The organism is Rhizobium sp. BK289, from assembly GCF_014193575.1.
Lineage (GTDB): Bacteria > Pseudomonadota > Alphaproteobacteria > Rhizobiales > Rhizobiaceae > Rhizobium > Rhizobium tropici_C.
Genome location: NZ_JACHZO010000010.1, coordinates 13,686 through 30,895, shown reverse-complemented (window position 1 = coordinate 30,895; position 17,210 = coordinate 13,686). Strand labels below are relative to the sequence as shown.

Annotated in this window: 17 protein-coding genes and 1 pseudogene; 11 read left to right on the top strand and 7 right to left on the bottom strand. The window is 60.5% G+C overall.

The features are described from left to right. The first annotated feature begins 14 nt into the window (after positions 1-14). From FHT84_RS19905 to FHT84_RS19895, 3 genes are all read left to right on the top strand, one after another. The gene (locus tag FHT84_RS19905) at positions 15-1,376 is read left to right on the top strand and encodes an aspartate aminotransferase family protein (RefSeq protein ID WP_183763698.1); all 1,362 of its coding nucleotides are present in this window, start codon (positions 15-17) and stop codon (positions 1,374-1,376) included. Positions 1,377-1,478: 102 nt separating this feature from the next. Further along, on the top strand, positions 1,479-2,762 hold the full coding sequence (locus tag FHT84_RS19900) for an aspartate aminotransferase family protein (protein WP_183763696.1): 1,284 nt from the start codon (positions 1,479-1,481) through the stop codon (positions 2,760-2,762). 2 nt (positions 2,763-2,764) lie between these two features. Next, positions 2,765-3,751, top strand: a complete 987-nt coding sequence (locus tag FHT84_RS19895) for a phosphotransferase (protein WP_246698580.1) — start codon at positions 2,765-2,767, stop codon at positions 3,749-3,751. A gap of 40 nt (positions 3,752-3,791) precedes the next feature. Here FHT84_RS19895 and hpaR read toward each other — a convergent pair whose 3' ends face one another. Further along, positions 3,792-4,274, bottom strand: a complete 483-nt coding sequence (gene hpaR / locus FHT84_RS19890; RefSeq protein WP_183763693.1) for a homoprotocatechuate degradation operon regulator HpaR — start codon at positions 4,272-4,274, stop codon at positions 3,792-3,794. Between the two features lie 117 nt (positions 4,275-4,391). On the opposite strand from hpaR, the gene FHT84_RS19885 reads away from it, so the two are divergent. The 7 genes from FHT84_RS19885 (at position 4,392) to hpaI (ending at position 11,549) form a co-directional block, all read left to right on the top strand. Next, the gene (locus FHT84_RS19885; RefSeq protein ID WP_183763690.1) at positions 4,392-4,781 is read left to right on the top strand and encodes a 5-carboxymethyl-2-hydroxymuconate Delta-isomerase; all 390 of its coding nucleotides are present in this window, start codon (positions 4,392-4,394) and stop codon (positions 4,779-4,781) included. 58 nt (positions 4,782-4,839) lie between these two features. Further along, on the top strand, positions 4,840-6,354 hold the full coding sequence (hpaE, locus tag FHT84_RS19880; protein WP_183763687.1) for a 5-carboxymethyl-2-hydroxymuconate semialdehyde dehydrogenase: 1,515 nt from the start codon (positions 4,840-4,842) through the stop codon (positions 6,352-6,354). 144 nt (positions 6,355-6,498) lie between these two features. After that, positions 6,499-7,479: a 3,4-dihydroxyphenylacetate 2,3-dioxygenase gene (gene hpaD / locus FHT84_RS19875; RefSeq protein WP_183763684.1), complete on the top strand. Its 981-nt coding sequence runs from the start codon at positions 6,499-6,501 to the stop codon at positions 7,477-7,479. A 91-nt stretch (positions 7,480-7,570) separates the two neighbouring features. After that, positions 7,571-9,025 carry an NADP-dependent succinate-semialdehyde dehydrogenase gene (gene gabD, locus FHT84_RS19870; protein WP_281411487.1) on the top strand — a complete coding sequence of 485 codons (1,455 nt, stop codon included), beginning with the start codon at positions 7,571-7,573 and terminating at the stop codon, positions 9,023-9,025. Between the two features lie 17 nt (positions 9,026-9,042). Continuing rightward, positions 9,043-9,912 (top strand): fumarylacetoacetate hydrolase family protein, encoded by an 870-nt coding sequence (locus FHT84_RS19865; RefSeq protein ID WP_183763679.1) that lies wholly within the window; start codon positions 9,043-9,045, stop codon positions 9,910-9,912. Then, a complete protein-coding gene (gene hpaH / locus FHT84_RS19860; protein WP_183763676.1) occupies positions 9,912-10,718 on the top strand; it encodes a 2-oxo-hept-4-ene-1,7-dioate hydratase in 807 nt (268 codons plus the stop codon). Before FHT84_RS19865 ends, hpaH begins: the two co-directional genes overlap by 1 nt. Positions 10,719-10,742: 24 nt before the next feature. Continuing rightward, complete coding sequence (hpaI, locus tag FHT84_RS19855; protein ID WP_183763671.1) at positions 10,743-11,549, top strand: 4-hydroxy-2-oxoheptanedioate aldolase; 807 nt, start codon at positions 10,743-10,745, stop codon at positions 11,547-11,549. A 120-nt stretch (positions 11,550-11,669) separates the two neighbouring features. On the opposite strand, the pseudogene FHT84_RS31470 reads toward hpaI, so the two are convergent. The 3 genes and pseudogenes from FHT84_RS31470 to FHT84_RS19845 all read right to left on the bottom strand — a co-directional run. Further along, a pseudogene (locus tag FHT84_RS31470) lies at positions 11,670-11,768 on the bottom strand (IS6 family transposase); the annotation flags it as partial. Between the two features lie 67 nt (positions 11,769-11,835). After that, the gene (locus tag FHT84_RS19850; RefSeq protein ID WP_183763926.1) at positions 11,836-13,236 is read right to left on the bottom strand and encodes an ISKra4 family transposase; all 1,401 of its coding nucleotides are present in this window, start codon (positions 13,234-13,236) and stop codon (positions 11,836-11,838) included. 365 nt (positions 13,237-13,601) lie between these two features. Further along, positions 13,602-14,381 (bottom strand): plasmid pRiA4b ORF-3 family protein, encoded by a 780-nt coding sequence (locus FHT84_RS19845; protein WP_183763668.1) that lies wholly within the window; start codon positions 14,379-14,381, stop codon positions 13,602-13,604. Between FHT84_RS19845 and FHT84_RS19840 the strand changes: the two genes are divergently transcribed. After that, a complete protein-coding gene (locus tag FHT84_RS19840) occupies positions 14,337-14,564 on the top strand; it encodes an AraC family transcriptional regulator (RefSeq protein WP_246698581.1) in 228 nt (75 codons plus the stop codon). The genes FHT84_RS19845 and FHT84_RS19840 overlap by 45 nt on opposite strands. Before the next feature lie 237 nt (positions 14,565-14,801). Here the strand turns inward: FHT84_RS19840 and FHT84_RS19835 are convergent, their stop codons facing one another. The 3 genes from FHT84_RS19835 to FHT84_RS19825 all read right to left on the bottom strand — a co-directional run bounded on the left by FHT84_RS19835 (position 14,802) and on the right by FHT84_RS19825 (position 17,178). Next, positions 14,802-15,113 (bottom strand): type II toxin-antitoxin system RelE/ParE family toxin, encoded by a 312-nt coding sequence (locus FHT84_RS19835; RefSeq protein WP_183763664.1) that lies wholly within the window; start codon positions 15,111-15,113, stop codon positions 14,802-14,804. After that, on the bottom strand, positions 15,110-15,361 hold the full coding sequence (locus tag FHT84_RS19830) for an antitoxin (protein WP_183763662.1): 252 nt from the start codon (positions 15,359-15,361) through the stop codon (positions 15,110-15,112). Before FHT84_RS19830 ends, FHT84_RS19835 begins: the two co-directional genes overlap by 4 nt. A 467-nt stretch (positions 15,362-15,828) precedes the next feature. Continuing rightward, complete coding sequence (locus tag FHT84_RS19825) at positions 15,829-17,178, bottom strand: hypothetical protein (protein WP_183763659.1); 1,350 nt, start codon at positions 17,176-17,178, stop codon at positions 15,829-15,831. Positions 17,179-17,210 lie beyond the last annotated feature (32 nt).

Sequence of the window (17,210 nt, the reverse complement as noted above, 5' to 3'; positions counted from 1 at the left end):
TCGAGGATCAGATGATGAGCCGCCGCGAGACCAATTTTCTTATCGAGAACAACGCCAAACACTTCTGGCACCCCATGGCGCATCCGGCCGAAATGCTGGCCCATCCGCCCCGCATCATCGACAAGGCCGAGGGCGTCGAAATTACCGATGTCCATGGCCATCGCGTGCTCGACGCGGTCGGCGGCCTCTGGAACGTCAACCTTGGCTATTCCTGCCAGCCGGTGAAGGACGCGATCTATGCCCAGCTCAATGAGTTGCCCTATTATTCGGCCTTCCGAGGCACGACGACATCGCCGCTGATCGAGCTGTCCTACGAATTGCGCGAGTGGTTCGCACCGGACGGCCAGTCGCGCGCCTTCTTCACCTCGGGTGGCTCGGACTCGGTCGAGAGCGCACTGCGCCTTGCGCGTCAGTACCAGAAGGTCATCGGTCAGCCGGAGCGCACCAAGTTCATCTCGCTGAAGAAAGGCTATCACGGCACCCATATCGGCGGCGCGTCGGTCAACGGCAATTCGAATTTCCGGCGCAACTACGAGCCGCTTCTGCCCGGTGTCTTCCACCTCGCCTCGCCCTTCAGCTACCGCAATCCGTTCAACACGGATGACGGCGCGGAAATTGCAAAGGCGATCGCGCGCCAGTTCGAGGACGAGATCGCCTTCCAGGGTGCCGACACGATTGCCGCTTTCATCATGGAGCCAGTCCAGGGCGCCGGCGGTGTCATCGTTCCGCATGAGACCTTCATGCCGCTGATGCGTGCGATCTGCGACAAGCACGGCATTCTCCTTATTGCCGACGAGGTGATCACAGCCTTTGGCCGGACGGGCGCCTGGACCGGTTCGCGGCTCTGGGGCGTCAAGCCCGACATGATCACCACGGCCAAGGCCATCACAAATGGTTTCTTCCCCTTCGGCGCCGTTCTTCTCGGCGACAAGGTCGTCGAGGCTTTCGAGGCCGACAAGTCCGGCATTGCCAATATCGGCCACGGCTACACCTATTCGGGTCATCCGGTCGGGGCCGCCGCCGCGCTTGCGACTCTTCGCGAAACGAAACGCCTCAACGTGCCCGAGAATGCCAAGATCCGTGGCGAGGAACTGCTGGCGGGTCTCGAGGCGCTGAAGGCGAAGCATGAAATCGTTGGCGACGTTCGCGGCAAGGGCCTGATGGCCGCGCTCGAACTCGTGTCCGATCGCAAGACCAAGGCGGGCCTTGCAAAACCGGCCATACAGAAGGTCCAGGATGTTGCCTACGAGGCCGGCGTCATGGTGCGCACCTCCGGCGCGAACGTCATTCTGTCACCGCCGCTCGTCATCACGGCTGCGGACGTTCAGAAGATCCTCTCCGCGCTGGACGCGGGCCTGGCTGCCGCCACCCTTTGAACCTGAAAGGGACTGACAGGCGGGCGCGGGCCCAGCCTGTCAGTCGATCATCTGTCCACGCAAGCGGGCATATCTGCACTCAAAAAGACCGTTGGTGATATCATGAGCAACAACCAAGAACTTCTGGAGCGCCGGGAACGGCTTCTCGGCCGCAATGTCTCGACCTTCTACGAGGAGCCGGTCCATCTCGTTCGTGGCGAGGGCGTCTGGATTTATGACGCCGACGGCCGGAAATACCTGGACTGCTACAACAATGTGCCGCATGTCGGCCATTGCAATCCGCGCGTCGTCGAGGCGATCTGCCGGCAGGCCTCGACGCTCAACACGCATACCCGCTATCTGCACGAAGGCATCCTCAATTATGTCGAGCGGCTGACGGCAACTTTCGACAAGAGCCTGGACACGGCCATCATGACCTGCACGGGCTCGGAAGCCAATGATGTGGCGCTGCGCATGGCGCAGGCCGTCACGGGCAAGACGGGCGTCATCGCGACCGATTTCACCTATCACGGCAACACGACTGCCGTATCGCAGCTGTCCACGCGCATGCCGCCGATCGGCGGCTATGGCGGACATGTGCGCCATGTTCCCGCGCCCGATGGCTATCGTCCGCTCGGCGGCGAAGGGGGCGCGGCCTTTGCGGCCGCCTGGGCGGCCAAGGTCGAGGAGGCGATCGAATCCCTCCAGCAGTCGACGCATGGCTTCTCCGCGCTGATCATCTGCCCCTTCTTCGCCAATGAGGGCTTTCCGGATCTACCGAAGGATTTCATGGCACCGGCCATTGCCGCCGTCCGCAAGGCCGGCGGGCTGGTGATCGCCGACGAGGTTCAGCCCGGCTTTGGCCGCACCGGCACGCATATGTGGGGTCATCAATATGCGGGCTTTGTCCCGGATGTCGTGACCATGGGCAAGCCGATGGGCAACGGCCATCCCGTGGGCGCGGTTGTCGCCTCGGCCGATACGCTCAATGCCTTCCGCATGGCCTTCCGCTATTTCAACACCTTTGGCGGCAACCCGGTCTCCTGCGCAGCAGCCTCGGCGGTGCTGGACGTCCTCAAGGAAGACAAGCTGATGGAAAATGCCGCAACGACCGGCGCCTATGCGCGGGCCGGGCTGGAAAAGCTGGCTGAAAAGCATGACATCATCGGCAATGTGCGCGGCTCCGGCCTGTTCTTCGGCGCCGAACTCGTGCTCGACAAGAAAACCAAGGAACCGGCAAACGCCATCGCCACCCGCGTCATCAATGAAATGCGCCGCCGCGGTGTCCTCATCGGCAAGCTCGGCATTCACCAGAATGCCACCAAGATCCGCCCGCCGATGCCGTTTTCCAAGGAGAATGCCGACCTGATGCTCTCGACGCTGGACGACGTCCTTTCAGGCCTCTGATCATGACGATTGATACGGTTCTGGAACGGAAACTCATCCACAAGGCGCAACTTGCGCTGGCTTTCTGGGGAATTCAGGATAACCCGGTTCTGTTGAAATACCGCGAGAATGCGGTCTTCAGGGTCCGTCTGCCGGACGGGAAGCCGGCCGCGCTGAGGCTTCACCGGCCCAACTACCAGAGTGAAGAGGCGTTGAAGGCGGAACTCGATTTCTCCGCCTATCTCGCCGCAAACGGCATGGCCGTGCCGCAACCGATTGCGGCGCGGGATGGCTCGCTTTGCGTGGCCAGCGAAACAGAGGCAGGGGGCGACATTCAATATGCCAGCCTGATCAGCTGGATGGATGGGAGACCGTTGGGGCGGACCGGCATCGCACTTGATCTTTCCAGGGAACACTCGGTCGCCACGTTTGGGCGGTTGGGACGCCTGTTTGCGCAGCTGCACGATCTGGCTGACAGCTACGCCCTGCCCGCCGGCTTCAACCGCCCGCATTGGGACGTGGCAGGTCTCGTCGGCGATGCGCCGCTTTGGGGCCGGTTCTGGGATTGCGCTGGGCTTTCCGACGCGCAGGCCGGCCGGCTCACCGATCTGCGGCGAACCCTGACAGAGCGGGTGGCGGAAGCCAATTTCGGGTCGCTCGACTATGGGCTGATCCACGCCGACGGCGTGCGTGAAAACATCATGATGACCGATCAGTCGGTCGGCCTGATCGACTTCGACGACTTTGGCTTCGGGTTCCGGCTCTTCGATCTGGCAACCGCACTCTACAAGAACCGTGACGAACCGCACTACGTGGATCTCGAAGCAGCGCTTCTCGAGAGCTACGGTCGCACGCGCGGCCTGCCTGCCGATGTCGCCGGAACGCTTGGTCTCTTCACCGTGTTGCGGAGCCTGACCTATATCGGCTGGGCAGCCACCCGGCCGGAGGTCTCGGCCAAAGTGCCGCGCTATGCGGACGACGCACTGTCGCTTGCGGATCGGTTATTCTAGGCGGAGGGCGGGCGGTGCAGCAGCAAGCGATCGGAGAACCTCAGTTCTGCTGGCTCAGATCGGCGAGTTCATCAAGAAGGTCCAAGAGAATGTCGATCTTCTCGCGGCCGAATCTGGATTGGAGCCGTTCGTAGATGGCTTTGCTTTCCGGCGCCACCTGCTCGATGATGCTGAGCCCGCTCGACGTGATTTCGAGGAGAACGCGGCGTCCGTCGTTCTCGTCCCTCAGCTTCGAGATCAGGCCGCGTTCTTCCAGCGTGCGGATGATGCGCGTCAGGCTGGGCGGCAGGATGAAGGCCTTGTCGGCCATTTCCGAGGCATCGATCACGCCCTGCTCTGCAAGAATCCTGATCACGCGCCATTGCTGCTCGGTCAGGTCGTGGGCCGCCAGCATCGGACGAAAATTTTCCATCACCGCTTCACGCGCCCGCAAAAGGGCAATCGGCAACGAGCGGCGCGTGTTCGGCGGCAAGAAGGCATCCTGGCCTTCGAGTGCAGTCTGCTTTCCGGCGGCGTCTGTCATGTCCTGTCTATTAAACACACCCGACGTTTTTGCAATCACCGTGCAATTAAATTCCGGCGTCACCTTGACCGCCCGAAAATTTAAATTAACATGTTAAATAACAGTCGGGAGGACGCGTTGCCACACTTCAACATCGAATATTCAGCGAACCTCGCTGAGAGAATCGACATGCAGGCCTTGGTGGATGTGATCCACTCGGCGGTGCTGTCGCTCGGGCCTTATCCGCTGGGCGGTCTGAGGGTCCGCGCCTTTCAGACGGACACCTACGCCATTGCCGACAAGCTTCCGGAAAACGCCTTTATCGACATGTCCTTCCGCATTGGCGCAGGCCGCGGCAACGAAGACAAGAAGCGCACCGGCGAGGTGATCTTCACGGCGGTTTCCGAGCATCTGAAAACCCTCTTCGACACGCCGCATTTCATGCTCTCGCTGGAAATCCGCGAGATCGATCCGGACCTGAGCTGGAAGAAGAATTCCATCCACGCGCGACTGCGCAACAACAAATAACACTTCTGGAAACAAGCAGCGCCATTCCGTCACGAAAAGGCGCTCAAGGAGACTGACCATGTCAACGCTTGACGAGAATATTGCCAAGGCCAAGGCCTATCTCAAGCACTTTGAAAACGGCGTCCTCAACCGTATCAACGGCGAGGACGTACCCGCGGCCGACGGTTCGACATTCGAAACCATTTCGCCGGTCGATCTCAAGCCGCTGGCAACGGTGGCGCGCGGCAAGGCCGAGGACGTCGACAGCGCGGCAAAGGCCGCCAAGGCGGCTTTCCCGGCATGGGGAGCGCTTTCGGGTGACGAGCGCCGCAAGATCCTCCGCAAGGTTGCCGATGCGATCGTCGCGCGCGCCGAGGAGATCGCCTTTGTCGAATGCATGGACACGGGACAGTCGCTGAAATTCATGGCGAAGGCCGCACTGCGCGGTGCTGAAAACTTCCGCTTCTTCGCCGACCGCGCGCCCGAGGCCCGCGACGGCAAGACGCTGCGCGCGCCCGGCCAGGTCAACATGACGACCCGCGTGCCGATCGGCCCGGTCGGCGTCATCACGCCGTGGAACACGCCCTTCATGCTGTCGACCTGGAAGATTGCGCCGGCGCTCGCCGCAGGCTGCACGATCGTCCACAAGCCGGCCGAATTCTCGCCGCTCACCGCCCGCCTGCTGGTCGAAATCGCCGAAGAGGCAGGCCTGCCCAAGGGCGTCTGGAACCTCGTCAACGGTTTCGGCGAAGACGCCGGCAAGGCGCTGACGGAACATCCGCTCATCAAGGCCATCGGCTTTGTCGGTGAAAGCCGCACCGGCTCGATGATCATGAAGCAGGGTGCCGACACGCTCAAGCGCGTGCATTTCGAACTCGGCGGCAAGAATCCGGTGATCGTGTTTGCCGACGCCGATCTCGAGCGCGCCGCAGATGCCGCCGTCTTCATGATCTACTCGCTGAACGGCGAGCGCTGCACCTCGTCTTCCCGCCTGCTGGTGGAAGAAAGCGTCTATGACAAGTTCACCACGATGGTGGCGGAGAAGGCCAAGCGCATCAAGGTCGGTCATCCGCTCAATCCCGAGACGGTGATCGGCCCGCTCGTTCATCCGGTGCATGAGAAGAAGGTCCTGGAGTACATTTCCATCGGCAAGTCCGAAGGCGCGACGGTTGCCGCTGGCGGCGGCAAGTTCGAAGGTCCGGGTGGCGGCTGCTACGTTTCGCCGACGCTCTTCACCGCTGCCAACAACCGGATGCGCATCGCGCAGGAAGAGATTTTCGGACCTGTCCTCACCGCGATCCCGTTCAAGGACGAGGCCGAGGCGCTGGAGCTGGCCAACGACGTTCAATACGGACTGACCGGCTACCTCTGGACGTCGGACGTGACCCGCGCCTTCCGCTTCACCGACGATCTGGAGGCCGGGATGATCTGGGTGAACTCGGAAAATGTCCGTCACCTGCCGGCACCGTTCGGCGGCGTCAAGAATTCCGGCATCGGCCGCGACGGCGGTGACTGGTCATTCGATTTTTACATGGAAACGAAGAACATCGCCTTCGCCACCACACCCCACAAGATCCAGAAGCTTGGCGGCTGAACGGCCGTCCGTGACAAGAAAAATGCTGGAGGGTGTCCGGTGAGAACCGGACCAACTGAAATGCTCTGTCTATCTGTTTTTTATGCAGTCCGGACGCAAGACCGCTGACACGGTTTTGCCGGATGCGCTCAAGGAGAGGAACCAATGGCTCTGCCGACCCCAAATCTCTATCCGCCCTTCAACATCGTGCGCCTGAGCCACGCCGAGTTCGGCGTGAAGGATCTCGCCAAATCGCGCGCCTTCTACGTCGATACGCTCGGCCTGCAGGTCACGGACGAAACCTCCGACGCGATCTATCTGCGCGCCATGGAGGAACGCGGCCATCACTGCATCGTGCTGCGTAAGTCGGAGAAGTCAGAGGCCCGCGACCTCGGCTTCAAGGTATTCTCTGACGAAGACCTGGACAAGGCGGCCGCCTTCTTCGACAAGAAAGGCCTTGGCGTCGAATGGGTGGAACGCCCCTATCAGAGCCGCACCTTCCGAACCCGCGACCCGCATGGCACACCGCTGGAATTCTATTCCAAGATGGACCGCCTGCCGCCGATCCATCAGCAATACGCGCTCTATCGCGGCGTCAAGCCGCTGCGCATCGACCATTTCAACATCTTCTCGCCGCATGTCGATGAATCGGTCGCCTTCTATAACGAGATCGGCTTCCGCGTCACCGAATACACGGCCGACGAGGAAACCGGCCGGCTCTGGGCCGCCTGGACCCACCGCAAGGGCGGCGTGCACGACATCGCGTTCACCAACGGCGTCGGTCCGCGTCTGCACCACACCGCCTTCTGGGTGCCGACCCCACTCAACATCATCGACCTTCTGGACTTGATGTCGACAACGGGATGGGTTTCCAATATCGAACGCGGCCCGGGCCGCCATGGCATCTCCAATGCCTTCTTCCTCTATATCCTCGATCCGGATGGCCATCGCATCGAGATCTATTGCTCGGACTACCAGACGGTCGATCCGGATCTGGAGCCGATCAAATGGGATCTGAAGGATCCGCAGCGCCAGACGCTCTGGGGCGCACCGGCACCGAAGAGCTGGTTCGAGCATGGCAGCCTGTTTGAAAACGTGACGCCGCGCGCGTCTGATCTGAAAGCCCAGCCGATCATCGCACCCTGATCAAGAGTGGTGGACCAAGAAAGCCGGACGGGGCGCTATGCCGCCGCCCGGCTTTTGCCCGCTTTTCACATCGAAGGACCACGACATGACCCTGAAGCTCAAAGACCCGTCCCTGTTCCGCGAAGCCGCTCTCGTCGGCGGGCGCTGGATCGAAGCCGATCCGGAAGAGGCGATCAAGGTCACGAACCCGGCCACCGGCGATCTGATCGGTCGGGTCCCAAACCTCGGCGCGTCGGAAACGCTTGAGGCGATCGCGGCGGCCGAAACCGCACAAAAGGCCTGGGCCCACCGGACAGCCAAGGAACGGTCCCAGATCATTCGAAAGTGGTTTGAATTGATGATGGCGAATCAGGACGATCTGGGCGCTATCCTGACACTCGAACAGGGCAAGCCGCTTGCCGAATCCAAGGGTGAAATCGCCTATGGCGCGAGCTTCATAGAATGGTTTGCCGAAGAAGCGCGCCGGGTTTACGGCGACATCGTTCCGGGCCATCAAGTGGACAAGCGCATCCTGGTGATGAAGCAGCCGATCGGTGTCGTCGCAGCCATCACGCCTTGGAACTTTCCCAATGCCATGATCACCCGCAAGGCCGGGCCGGCGCTCGCCGCCGGGTGCTCCATGGTGTTGAAGCCGGCGTCACAAACCCCCTTCTCCGCAATCGCGCTGGCGATCCTGGGTGAACGGGCAGGTCTTCCCGCCGGGCTGTTTTCCGTTCTCACCGGCTCGGCCCGTGAGATCGGCGGCGCGATGACCTCCCGCCCGACCGTGCGTAAGCTGACATTTACAGGTTCGACTGAAATCGGGGCCGAACTCTACAAGCAATGTGCGCCCACCATCAAGAAACTGGGCCTTGAGCTCGGCGGTAATGCGCCGTTCATCGTATTCGATGACGCCGATCTCGATACTGCTGTCGAAGGTGCGCTGATTGCGAAATTCCGCAACAACGGCCAGACCTGCGTCTGCGCAAATCGGCTCTACGTTCAGGACGGGGTCTACGACGCGTTTGCGGCCAAGTTGGCGGCGGCCGTGGGCAAGCTGAAGACCGGAAACGGGTTTGACGAAGGCGTCATTCTCGGGCCGCTGATCGATGAGGCAGCGCTTGCCAAGGTCGAGGAGCACGTCAGCGATGCCGTCTCGAAGGGTGGCAAGGTCGCGCAAGGCGGCAAGCGCCATGCGCTGGGCGGCACGTTCTACGAAGCAACCGTCATCACCGATGTCACCAGCGACATGGCGGTCGCCCGCGAGGAAACCTTTGGGCCGATCGCCCCCCTCTTCCGCTTCAAGGACGAGGCGGACGTCATCCGACAGGCCAACGATACGGAATTCGGCCTTGCCTCCTATTTCTACGCCAAGGACCTCGCACGCGTCTTCCGGGTCGCCGAGGCGCTTGAATATGGCATGGTCGGCGTCAACACCGGGCTGATCTCGACGGCAGAAGCGCCGTTTGGCGGCGTAAAGCTTTCCGGCCTCGGCCGCGAGGGCTCGAAATACGGCATCGAGGAATTCATGGAAATCAAATATGTCTGCCTCGGCGGCATCGCCTGAGATTGGAGGAGCATCATATGACGCATTCCAGATTTATCAGCTTCTCCATCAACGGCCGGCATGGATACGGCCTTCTGGCCTATGATGGCGTGATCGATATTTCCAGCCGCCACAGCAAGTGGCCGACATTGCTCGAGGTGGTCGCCGATGGCGCACTCCTTGAGCTGGCCGACACCTATCGCGGCCACAAGGCGGACTTCGCGGCCTCGGAAATCACATTCGAGATCCCGATCCCCAAGCCTGAAAAGCTCATCTGCGTCGGCGTGAACTTTCCGGATCGCAACGAGGAATACAAGGACGGACAGGCCGCGCCGCCAAACCCGTCGCTCTTCATCCGCTTCCCGCGCTCGTTTACGGGCCACAATCAGCCCCTGATCCGTCCGCCGGAAAGCCCGCAGCTCGACTACGAAGGCGAGGTCACCATCGTGATCGGCAAGGGTGGACGCCGCATTCCGGAAGGCCAGGCGCTCGACCACATTGCCGCGCTGACGCTTTGCAATGAAGGCACCATTCGCGACTGGGTCAGGCACGCCAAGTTCAACGTGACGCAGGGCAAGAACTTCGACCGCACAGGCTCTATCGGGCCCTGGATCGTTCCCTATACGGACGAAAGCCAGATCGCCGACATCAAGCTGGAAACCCGGGTCAATGGCGAGGTCCGTCAGCAGGACCGCACCAGCCGCATGATCTTCTCCTTCCGCAAGATCATCAATTACATCTCGACCTTCACGACGCTCGTTCCGGGCGATGTCATCGTCTGCGGAACGCCGACGGGCGCCGGCGCCCGTTTCGACCCGCAGATCTGGCTGAAGCCGGGCGATGTAGTCGAGGTGGAAGCCGATGGTATCGGTATCCTGCGCAACACCATTGCTGATGAGGTTCTCTGATGCTGACAAAGACGGAAATCGAAGCGGCGGCTGCGTCACTCGATCAGGCCGAACGCACGCGTCAGCAGATCGGCCTCCTGACGCTTCAGCATCCGCAAATGGACATGGATGATGCCTATGCCGTCCAATCGGCCTGGGTGAAGAAGAAGATCGCGGACGGGCGCAAGGTGATCGGCTGGAAGATCGGCCTCACCTCCAAGGCCATGCAATATGCGCTCAACATCAACATTCCGGACTCCGGCGTGCTCTTCGACGACATGATCTTCGAGGACGGCGCCACCGTGCCGAAGGATCGCTTCATTCAGCCCCGTATCGAGGCCGAAATCGCTTTCGTGATGAAGAAACCGCTGAAAGGGCCGAATGTGACCGTCTTCGACGTGCTCAATGCCACGGATTACGTGACGCCGGCGCTCGAAATCCTCGACACGCGCATCGTCCGCGTCGACCCTGAGACAAAGAAGGCGCGCACGGTGGTCGACACGATCTCCGACAATGCCGCCAATGCCGGCATCGTCACAGGCGGCCGCGCCGTGAAGCCGGACGATATCGACATGCGCTGGATGGGCGCCATCGTGACGCGCAATTCGGAAGTCGAGGAGACGGGTCTCGGCGCCGGTGTGCTCAACCAGCCGGTCCGCGGCATTGCCTGGCTTGCGAACCGTCTCGCCCAATATGGCGAGGAAGGCATAGAGGCCGGGCAGATCGTGCTCGCCGGTTCGTTCATCCGCCCGGTGGAAGCCCGACATGGGGACACGATCTTCGCCGATTTCGGCCGCTATGGCTCCGTCGGCCTCTATTTCGAATAGCAATTCACGGAATCGAGAAAAGCCATGCCAGCACCGATCAATATGTTCAAGAAAGCGCTGAAGGAGGGCCGGCTGCAGCTCGGTCTCTGGCAGGCGCTGACAAGTCCGGTCACTGTCGAGATCAGTGGCAGCGCCGGCTACGATTGGCTGCTGCTCGACGCGGAGCACGCGCCGAACGATCTTCCGCTTCTGGTCGATCAGTTGCGGACGCTCAACGGCTCCGCAAGCCATCCCATTATCCGTCCGCCGATCGGCGAGGCCTGGATCATCAAGCAATTGTTGGACATCGGTGCGCAGACGCTGCTGATCCCGATGGTCGAATCCGGCGAACAGGCGCAAAATCTGGTCCGCGCCATGCTCTACCCGCCGCGGGGCATGCGCGGCGTCGGCGCGGCTCTCGCCCGCGCATCGGGTTACAACAGCATCCCTGATTATCTGAAGACAGCCAATGACGAGGTCTGCCTTCTGCTGCAGATCGAAAGCCGCGCAGGAATTGCCGCACTGGATGCGATCGCGACGACCGAGGGCGTCGATGGAGTTTTCATCGGCCCCGCGGACCTCGCCGCAGACATGGGGCATCTCGGCAATCCTGGCCATCCGGAGGTTCAGGCGGCGGTCGAAGGCGCGATCCGGCGCATCGTCGCGCTCGGCAAGGCTGCGGGCGTGCTTACGGGCGATCTGCCGCTGGCCCGCCGTTATGCAGACCTCGGCGCCACCTTCGTTGGCATTGGCAATGACGTCACGCTGTTCAGCAATGCGACGCGCAAGCTTCTGCGGGATTTCGGTACGGCGGTGGCGGCGACCGATAGCGTGAACGCGAAGGTCTATTGATGCCTAAGGTATAATCGCGCAAAGGCGGGCCATGACGTTGCCAATTTGAATGCCAAAAAAAGAACCTAAGTCATATCGCGGAACTGAACAATCGCCGCGCGCTGGCGCGCCTTTCGAGAAACGCCGACGCGATAGATGTGAATTCTCTGAGCGGTTGTAGAGGCCTTTATGCGAACGAGGTTCGACGCGAGGCATCAACTCGGCCTTGGCCGCCGAATACAACGCAGCTTGCGATCACAGGCAGGGCTGCGCGCTTGTTTGGGGAGCATGAGGATTTGTGGGGCGATCATGCGGCGCGGGCTGTTTCGTCCGTCTCTTGATTGTCGTTGGCCAGGCCTGGATACCACTGCCGGAAGGTCGAGCGCAGGGAGCCGTCGAGGGTCTGCGTTCGGGTTTGCAGCAGAAGATGCGCACCGGTCCTGCTCCATTGCATCTGTTGCTTCTTGGCAAAGCGCTTGGAGATGACGGCGTTGACGGTCGCCTCAACGAAGGCCGAGGAGATACGCTCTCCAGAGCGATAGCGCTCGCCGTAATTGATCAGGCTCGCGCTGTTGGAGGTGATGTAGGCCTGGAACTCGTCCATGCCGCTCAGGAACTTGCGCATGTTCGGATAGTCGGTCTCGAGACCTTCCGTGTTGATTTGCAGATCGGCAATTTCGTCACGGGCACGATAGCCGTTGCCATGCCAGAGATGCCATTTGATCCTGCGTAGGCCGTGAAGCATAGCCTGTCCAGCCTGCTCGTTGTGGTTTTCGAGCCCCTGCGCGAACTGGCGAAGCACGGTGATGCGCATGGTGATATGGAACCAGTCGAGGACATGCTCGCTCGCCGGTGCGATCATCTCGGTGAGTGAGCGCACTTCTTCGCCACCGTCGGTGATGAAGGTGATATCCTGATTGGCCTGCACGCCCTGCTTTTTGAGATGATCGAGGATGCGCCGCTGCGGCTTACGGTCGTGGCCGTGGACGAAACCGATGTATCGCGGATCGCCGTGTTCGGGCAGCGAACGGCCGACAATCAGCTCGAAGTTCTTCTTCCGGTCGTTGCGGTCGCGGATGTATCCGCCATCCAGGCCGATGACGATGCGGCCATCCGGAATGGGCAGGTTCATCCAGTCGCGCGGGCAGGCATCCTGCATGAAGGACACCCGCTCTTCCGTCAGTTCCCGCTCGATCCGGCACGCGGTGCGCAGCGCATGCTGCCGGACTGTGGTGGCGTTGGCGCCGCAATCAATCGGCAGCACGTCGGCCAGTGGTTCGGCCGCGGCGGCATAGGGCACGAGCGAGGCCCACCGGGTCTCCAGATAGAGACGCTCGGGCGCAATGTGGTCAGGGATCAGTTTCCGTAGAGGTGAGATCGTTGCAGGACCGCTTCCGTCGTCGGTCCGTGGAAGGCAATAGCGCGGGCTCTTCAGCCGGATGTCGCCGAACAGCGTATGGAAGGTGACGGGATAACTTCCCTTGCTGCGCAGACGGCAACCATCCAGATCGCGGTTTTCCCTGAGCCACAATTCCACCTGCGTCTCCACCATCGCCTGCTGCAATTTGGCTAGCAGGGTCTTTGCCTCCGACAATGACAGTCCGAGATCCTCGGCACCTTTCGTCACCTTCACCAAGTCAGCAACGGTCTCGGTCGCGATCGTCTCGCCGTCACCATCCATCATCTGCAATACCAACCGCGCCCGCATGTCGTCTTCCCGCATCGAGTTTTCCAGAATGGCCGGAGTGGAAAACCGGATGCTTGCAAAACAGCCGTTTCCGCTCTTCGGCCGTGTCGGAAACAGTGATATCGAATACGGGTTAGCAATCCGAAAATCATCTGTTAAACCGCTATGACTTCGATCCGGCGTGCCGCCAATGCCGTCGCCAACATTCTCATTTGGGAAGGTATCGACTATCTTCGAAACGACAGTGGCGACCCTGCGCCGGAAATTCGATCAGGTCACCGATCCGGCCGCTCGCCCTCTGCCTTCGGACATCCTGCACAATCGCGATGATGATGCAGCTCTCCTAGCGGCCGATCTTCTTTCGACGGATCGCAACAACAGGTCGGTTACATCTGCTGGTGCATCAGGATCAGATGTTCGCCCTGTTGCAGGCGTTCATTCGTCTTCCGGTGTTCGAAGCGCTCTCCCAGCCAGCTTGCGCGCTCCTTCAGTCTATCCAGTGCGGCGCGCAGTTCCTCCGAGCGGCCGGGATCGTCCAGCGCAGCAAGGGATTCCGTTTCGGCGACCTCCTGCAAAAACTCCGTCGTGATCTCCAGGTCGTCCATCGTCTCATAGCCGAAGGCGTTGTCCTGCCGCCACATCCAAGCCTCGGGTCCGCCGCAGTCTTCCTTCGGACAGTCGCCGCCGCCTCCCATGCATGCCGGATAGTGAGCACCCGGTTTGACTGGCTGGCGCTCCTCCAGCCGGATCTCGTGCTCCCATAGAATGTTGAGGTCGTACTCATAAAGGAACCGGCTGCCTTTGCGCAGCTTCAATTCGCCAAGCGTCTTGGCCGGGGACCGGGCTCCCGTCTCCCACGAGCCGTACCGCGCCGTATAAATGATGAATAGATAAAGGTGGATGCCTTCCCAGCCCATCGCGACCTGAAGGACACCATGAAATTCGCGCAACGTCAACGTCGAGGCCACCTGAACCCTACGCCACACCATCGGGTTCACGTCCTTTAGCCAGATGCGGAATTGGAGGATAAAGACCTCATCTTCCGAGGCTGGCGTTTTCCCGCGCCTCTTTGCTGCCTTCCGTTTTGCCCTCTTCACGCCCGCTGGCTCCGCCAAAATCCAATGACGACGACATACTCCGTTCCATCCCGCCCCACAAATCCTCATGCTCCCTATCAATGGCAGCTGGAACAAAGAATCAAACTTGCGAAGGAACTGCTTATCGAGAGCCAAATTACGCTGGATGCTGTTGCCGAGGCAACCGGATTTGCCGACGCGATGCATCTAAACCGAGCATTTAAGCTTCGAGCAGGCCTAACACCAGGCGCATGGCGCCGCTCGCAGAAATAAGCCGATCGCGACAGCCCGCGTTGTTACCATGTTGTATTAGCGGCAGCACCGCCCCGGCCTGATATAATCGGCTTTTCTCGGAGAGAACTTTTATCTTTGCGAAGGCTAGCGGTAGACCGACAGTTGCAGGTGGCCTCATATGCTCTTGTTGGAATGTGAACTGAGACAATTTTTTGACCGCGCGAATACAAGGGCTTAACTAGGACTCGCGCAGGAAATCTGCCCTTCTTTAAGACATCATTCGTTTAGACGATCAGCCAAACGACTCATGAGATCCATTCGTTCGTGAAGAATCGCTACGATGAGAGCGGGCGCCTGGTCTCGAGGCAGACAAAAGATGTAGTGATGCTGGCATCGCGCCATCCGCAGCGCCGGATAGAGCGCGCTCAGATCTTTGAAGGGAGCTTTGCCGGCGGCAATGCTCTCCATTCCTCGCTCCAAAGCCGAGACGTAGTGACGTACTTGGGCGGCACTCCATTGTGCCCGTGTGTAACGGATTACCGACCGAAGGTCGGATTCTGCCTCTGCGGTCAGGATGTAAGCCGTCAAGCGCGACCCTCGGCAAACTCCTCGTCGAGGATCTCACCTACGGTTTTGGTCGACAGTTTTCCGGCCAGCCCGTCACTGATGCGCGTGTTCATCAACGTCTTTAATTCTTCCCAGGCCCGTTCTCCCTCGACGTCGCCGGGAAACAGCCGCTCAAGTGCGTACTGCTTGATTGTCTTGCCCTGGAGCGCGGCCAGCGCTTTGAGACTTTGATGCTGTTTTTCCGTTATGTCGATCGTCAAGCGGCTCATCCGGCGTACTCCCGAAGTTATAGACCCACATTAGCACATATGTGGTAATGTTGCCACCTCTGCAACGCTCTGACACGACGTCTCCTGCGTTGGTCTGCAATCCCGAACGACCGCCGATGACATTTATCTACCAGTGCCAGCACGGAACCTCGGACTGATCAATCCGCGCGCACGTACGCAGTCGCAAGGTGAAGGAGGTGCTTATGGCTTGGATTGATGTATTGTTTGGTTGCGGGTGTTGGTTTCCGTGCGGAACTGAGCCGGCTCAGTTCTGCGCGGAAACCAACAGTCTGCTACTGTCGGCGAGTGTCTCGGCGGCCGCCGCTGGTTAAACCAAAAAAAATGATTTTTGGAATCAACTTTTCTAGCAGCCAAAGCGCTCTCGGTTGATCTTCTTCAAGCGACCGCGCCAGCTTCCGGCTGATGCGAAATCGCTGCTCTTGACAGAATCGCACCATCGGCGCCGCTTATTGCCCTCCCAGCCAAGCGGTGGCCAGAAGGATAAGGACCGCGATCAGGCAGGCCCTCAGTGCGAAGTGTTTGTTCCATCCCAACGCTACCATTCGCGGGGTCGTCCCGAGCGCCGAGGCCGTTAGAGTGGCCATCGCGCTGATCGGGGAAACAGCAATCCCGATGCCCCAGCCGAACATCAAGGTCATCGCCAGCAGCAGTGCATGCTGCTGGCCAAGCGCGCTGGAACCGAGAAGCTGACCGATGAACATGATGACGATCGAATGGGGTAGGAACGATATGGAACCTGCGATGATGGCCAAGAGGCTGCCGATCAGCACGACGGGATATGGAAGCGTGTTCACGTAAGCGATCAGACAGGCGCCCATGTCGGACACGAACGTCAGAAGAAAGACGCTGATTACGCTTGCGGAAAGATAAAGCACTCCCTCGGCGCGCATTGTGCCGATCGCTTCCAGTGTCGCGGCGGCGTCCGCAAAACTAGATTCTCCCGTTGCCAACGACGCGGAGAGATGGCCGAGAATGATCATCGAAACGCCCACGGACGTTGCGACGGTGAAGGAGACGCCCCACCACCAGTGCAGCACGAGAGCAAAGCCGAGGAGCGCCGCACAAACGATGCCGAGCATCGCGGTTGCGAGAATCGCTCCGCCTTCCGGTTTAGACGCCGGAATGTCCGCGCCGCCGGTCCCGCGGCCAAGCGAGGTCGCGATCAGGATACAGACGGCGGAAAGAAACATCGCTGCTGTCAACTCCAGGGGATCGGCGGCCTGTGCACTCGCCATCGCGATGGCAAACCCGAGGCCGACGGGCGACCATATCGTGGACAACGCCGCGCCGCGCATGGTCGCGAGCATCAGGACGCGCCGTTGATGATGAGGAGCGCCATCTTCGATATGCCGGGTAGCATCAGCGATTACTCCAATGATGCCGACGTTGAAAAGAAGACTGAGAAAATGGCTGCCGAGCTTGACCGCGCGATACTGGTGCACGGGCGGATAGGTGAGGAGATAGTCTGTTGTCTGCCGCAGCGCGGCTATCCCTAGAATGATCCCGCGAAAGACGCCAAGCATGGACAAAAGCGTGGCGAAGCCCACCCCTTGCGTCAAGGCCTTATCGAGCACGGTCGTGGCCGGCCCTAACGGCGAAAGCATGTAGACCGTGGCGACGGCGGCAATCGCTGCGAACGCCTTGCCGATCGCGGGGATGCTCCGCCAGGCGATGATCCCGGAGAGGATGAGAAGGGTAGCTGCGACATGCAGCAGACAGACCGGATATGGAACCCAGCAAGCCATCAGAAACAGGATAGCCGAACCAAGGCTGAGGGCGTTGGAAATGGACGTCATGAAAATATCTTGGTGTGCAATGACGAGAGACG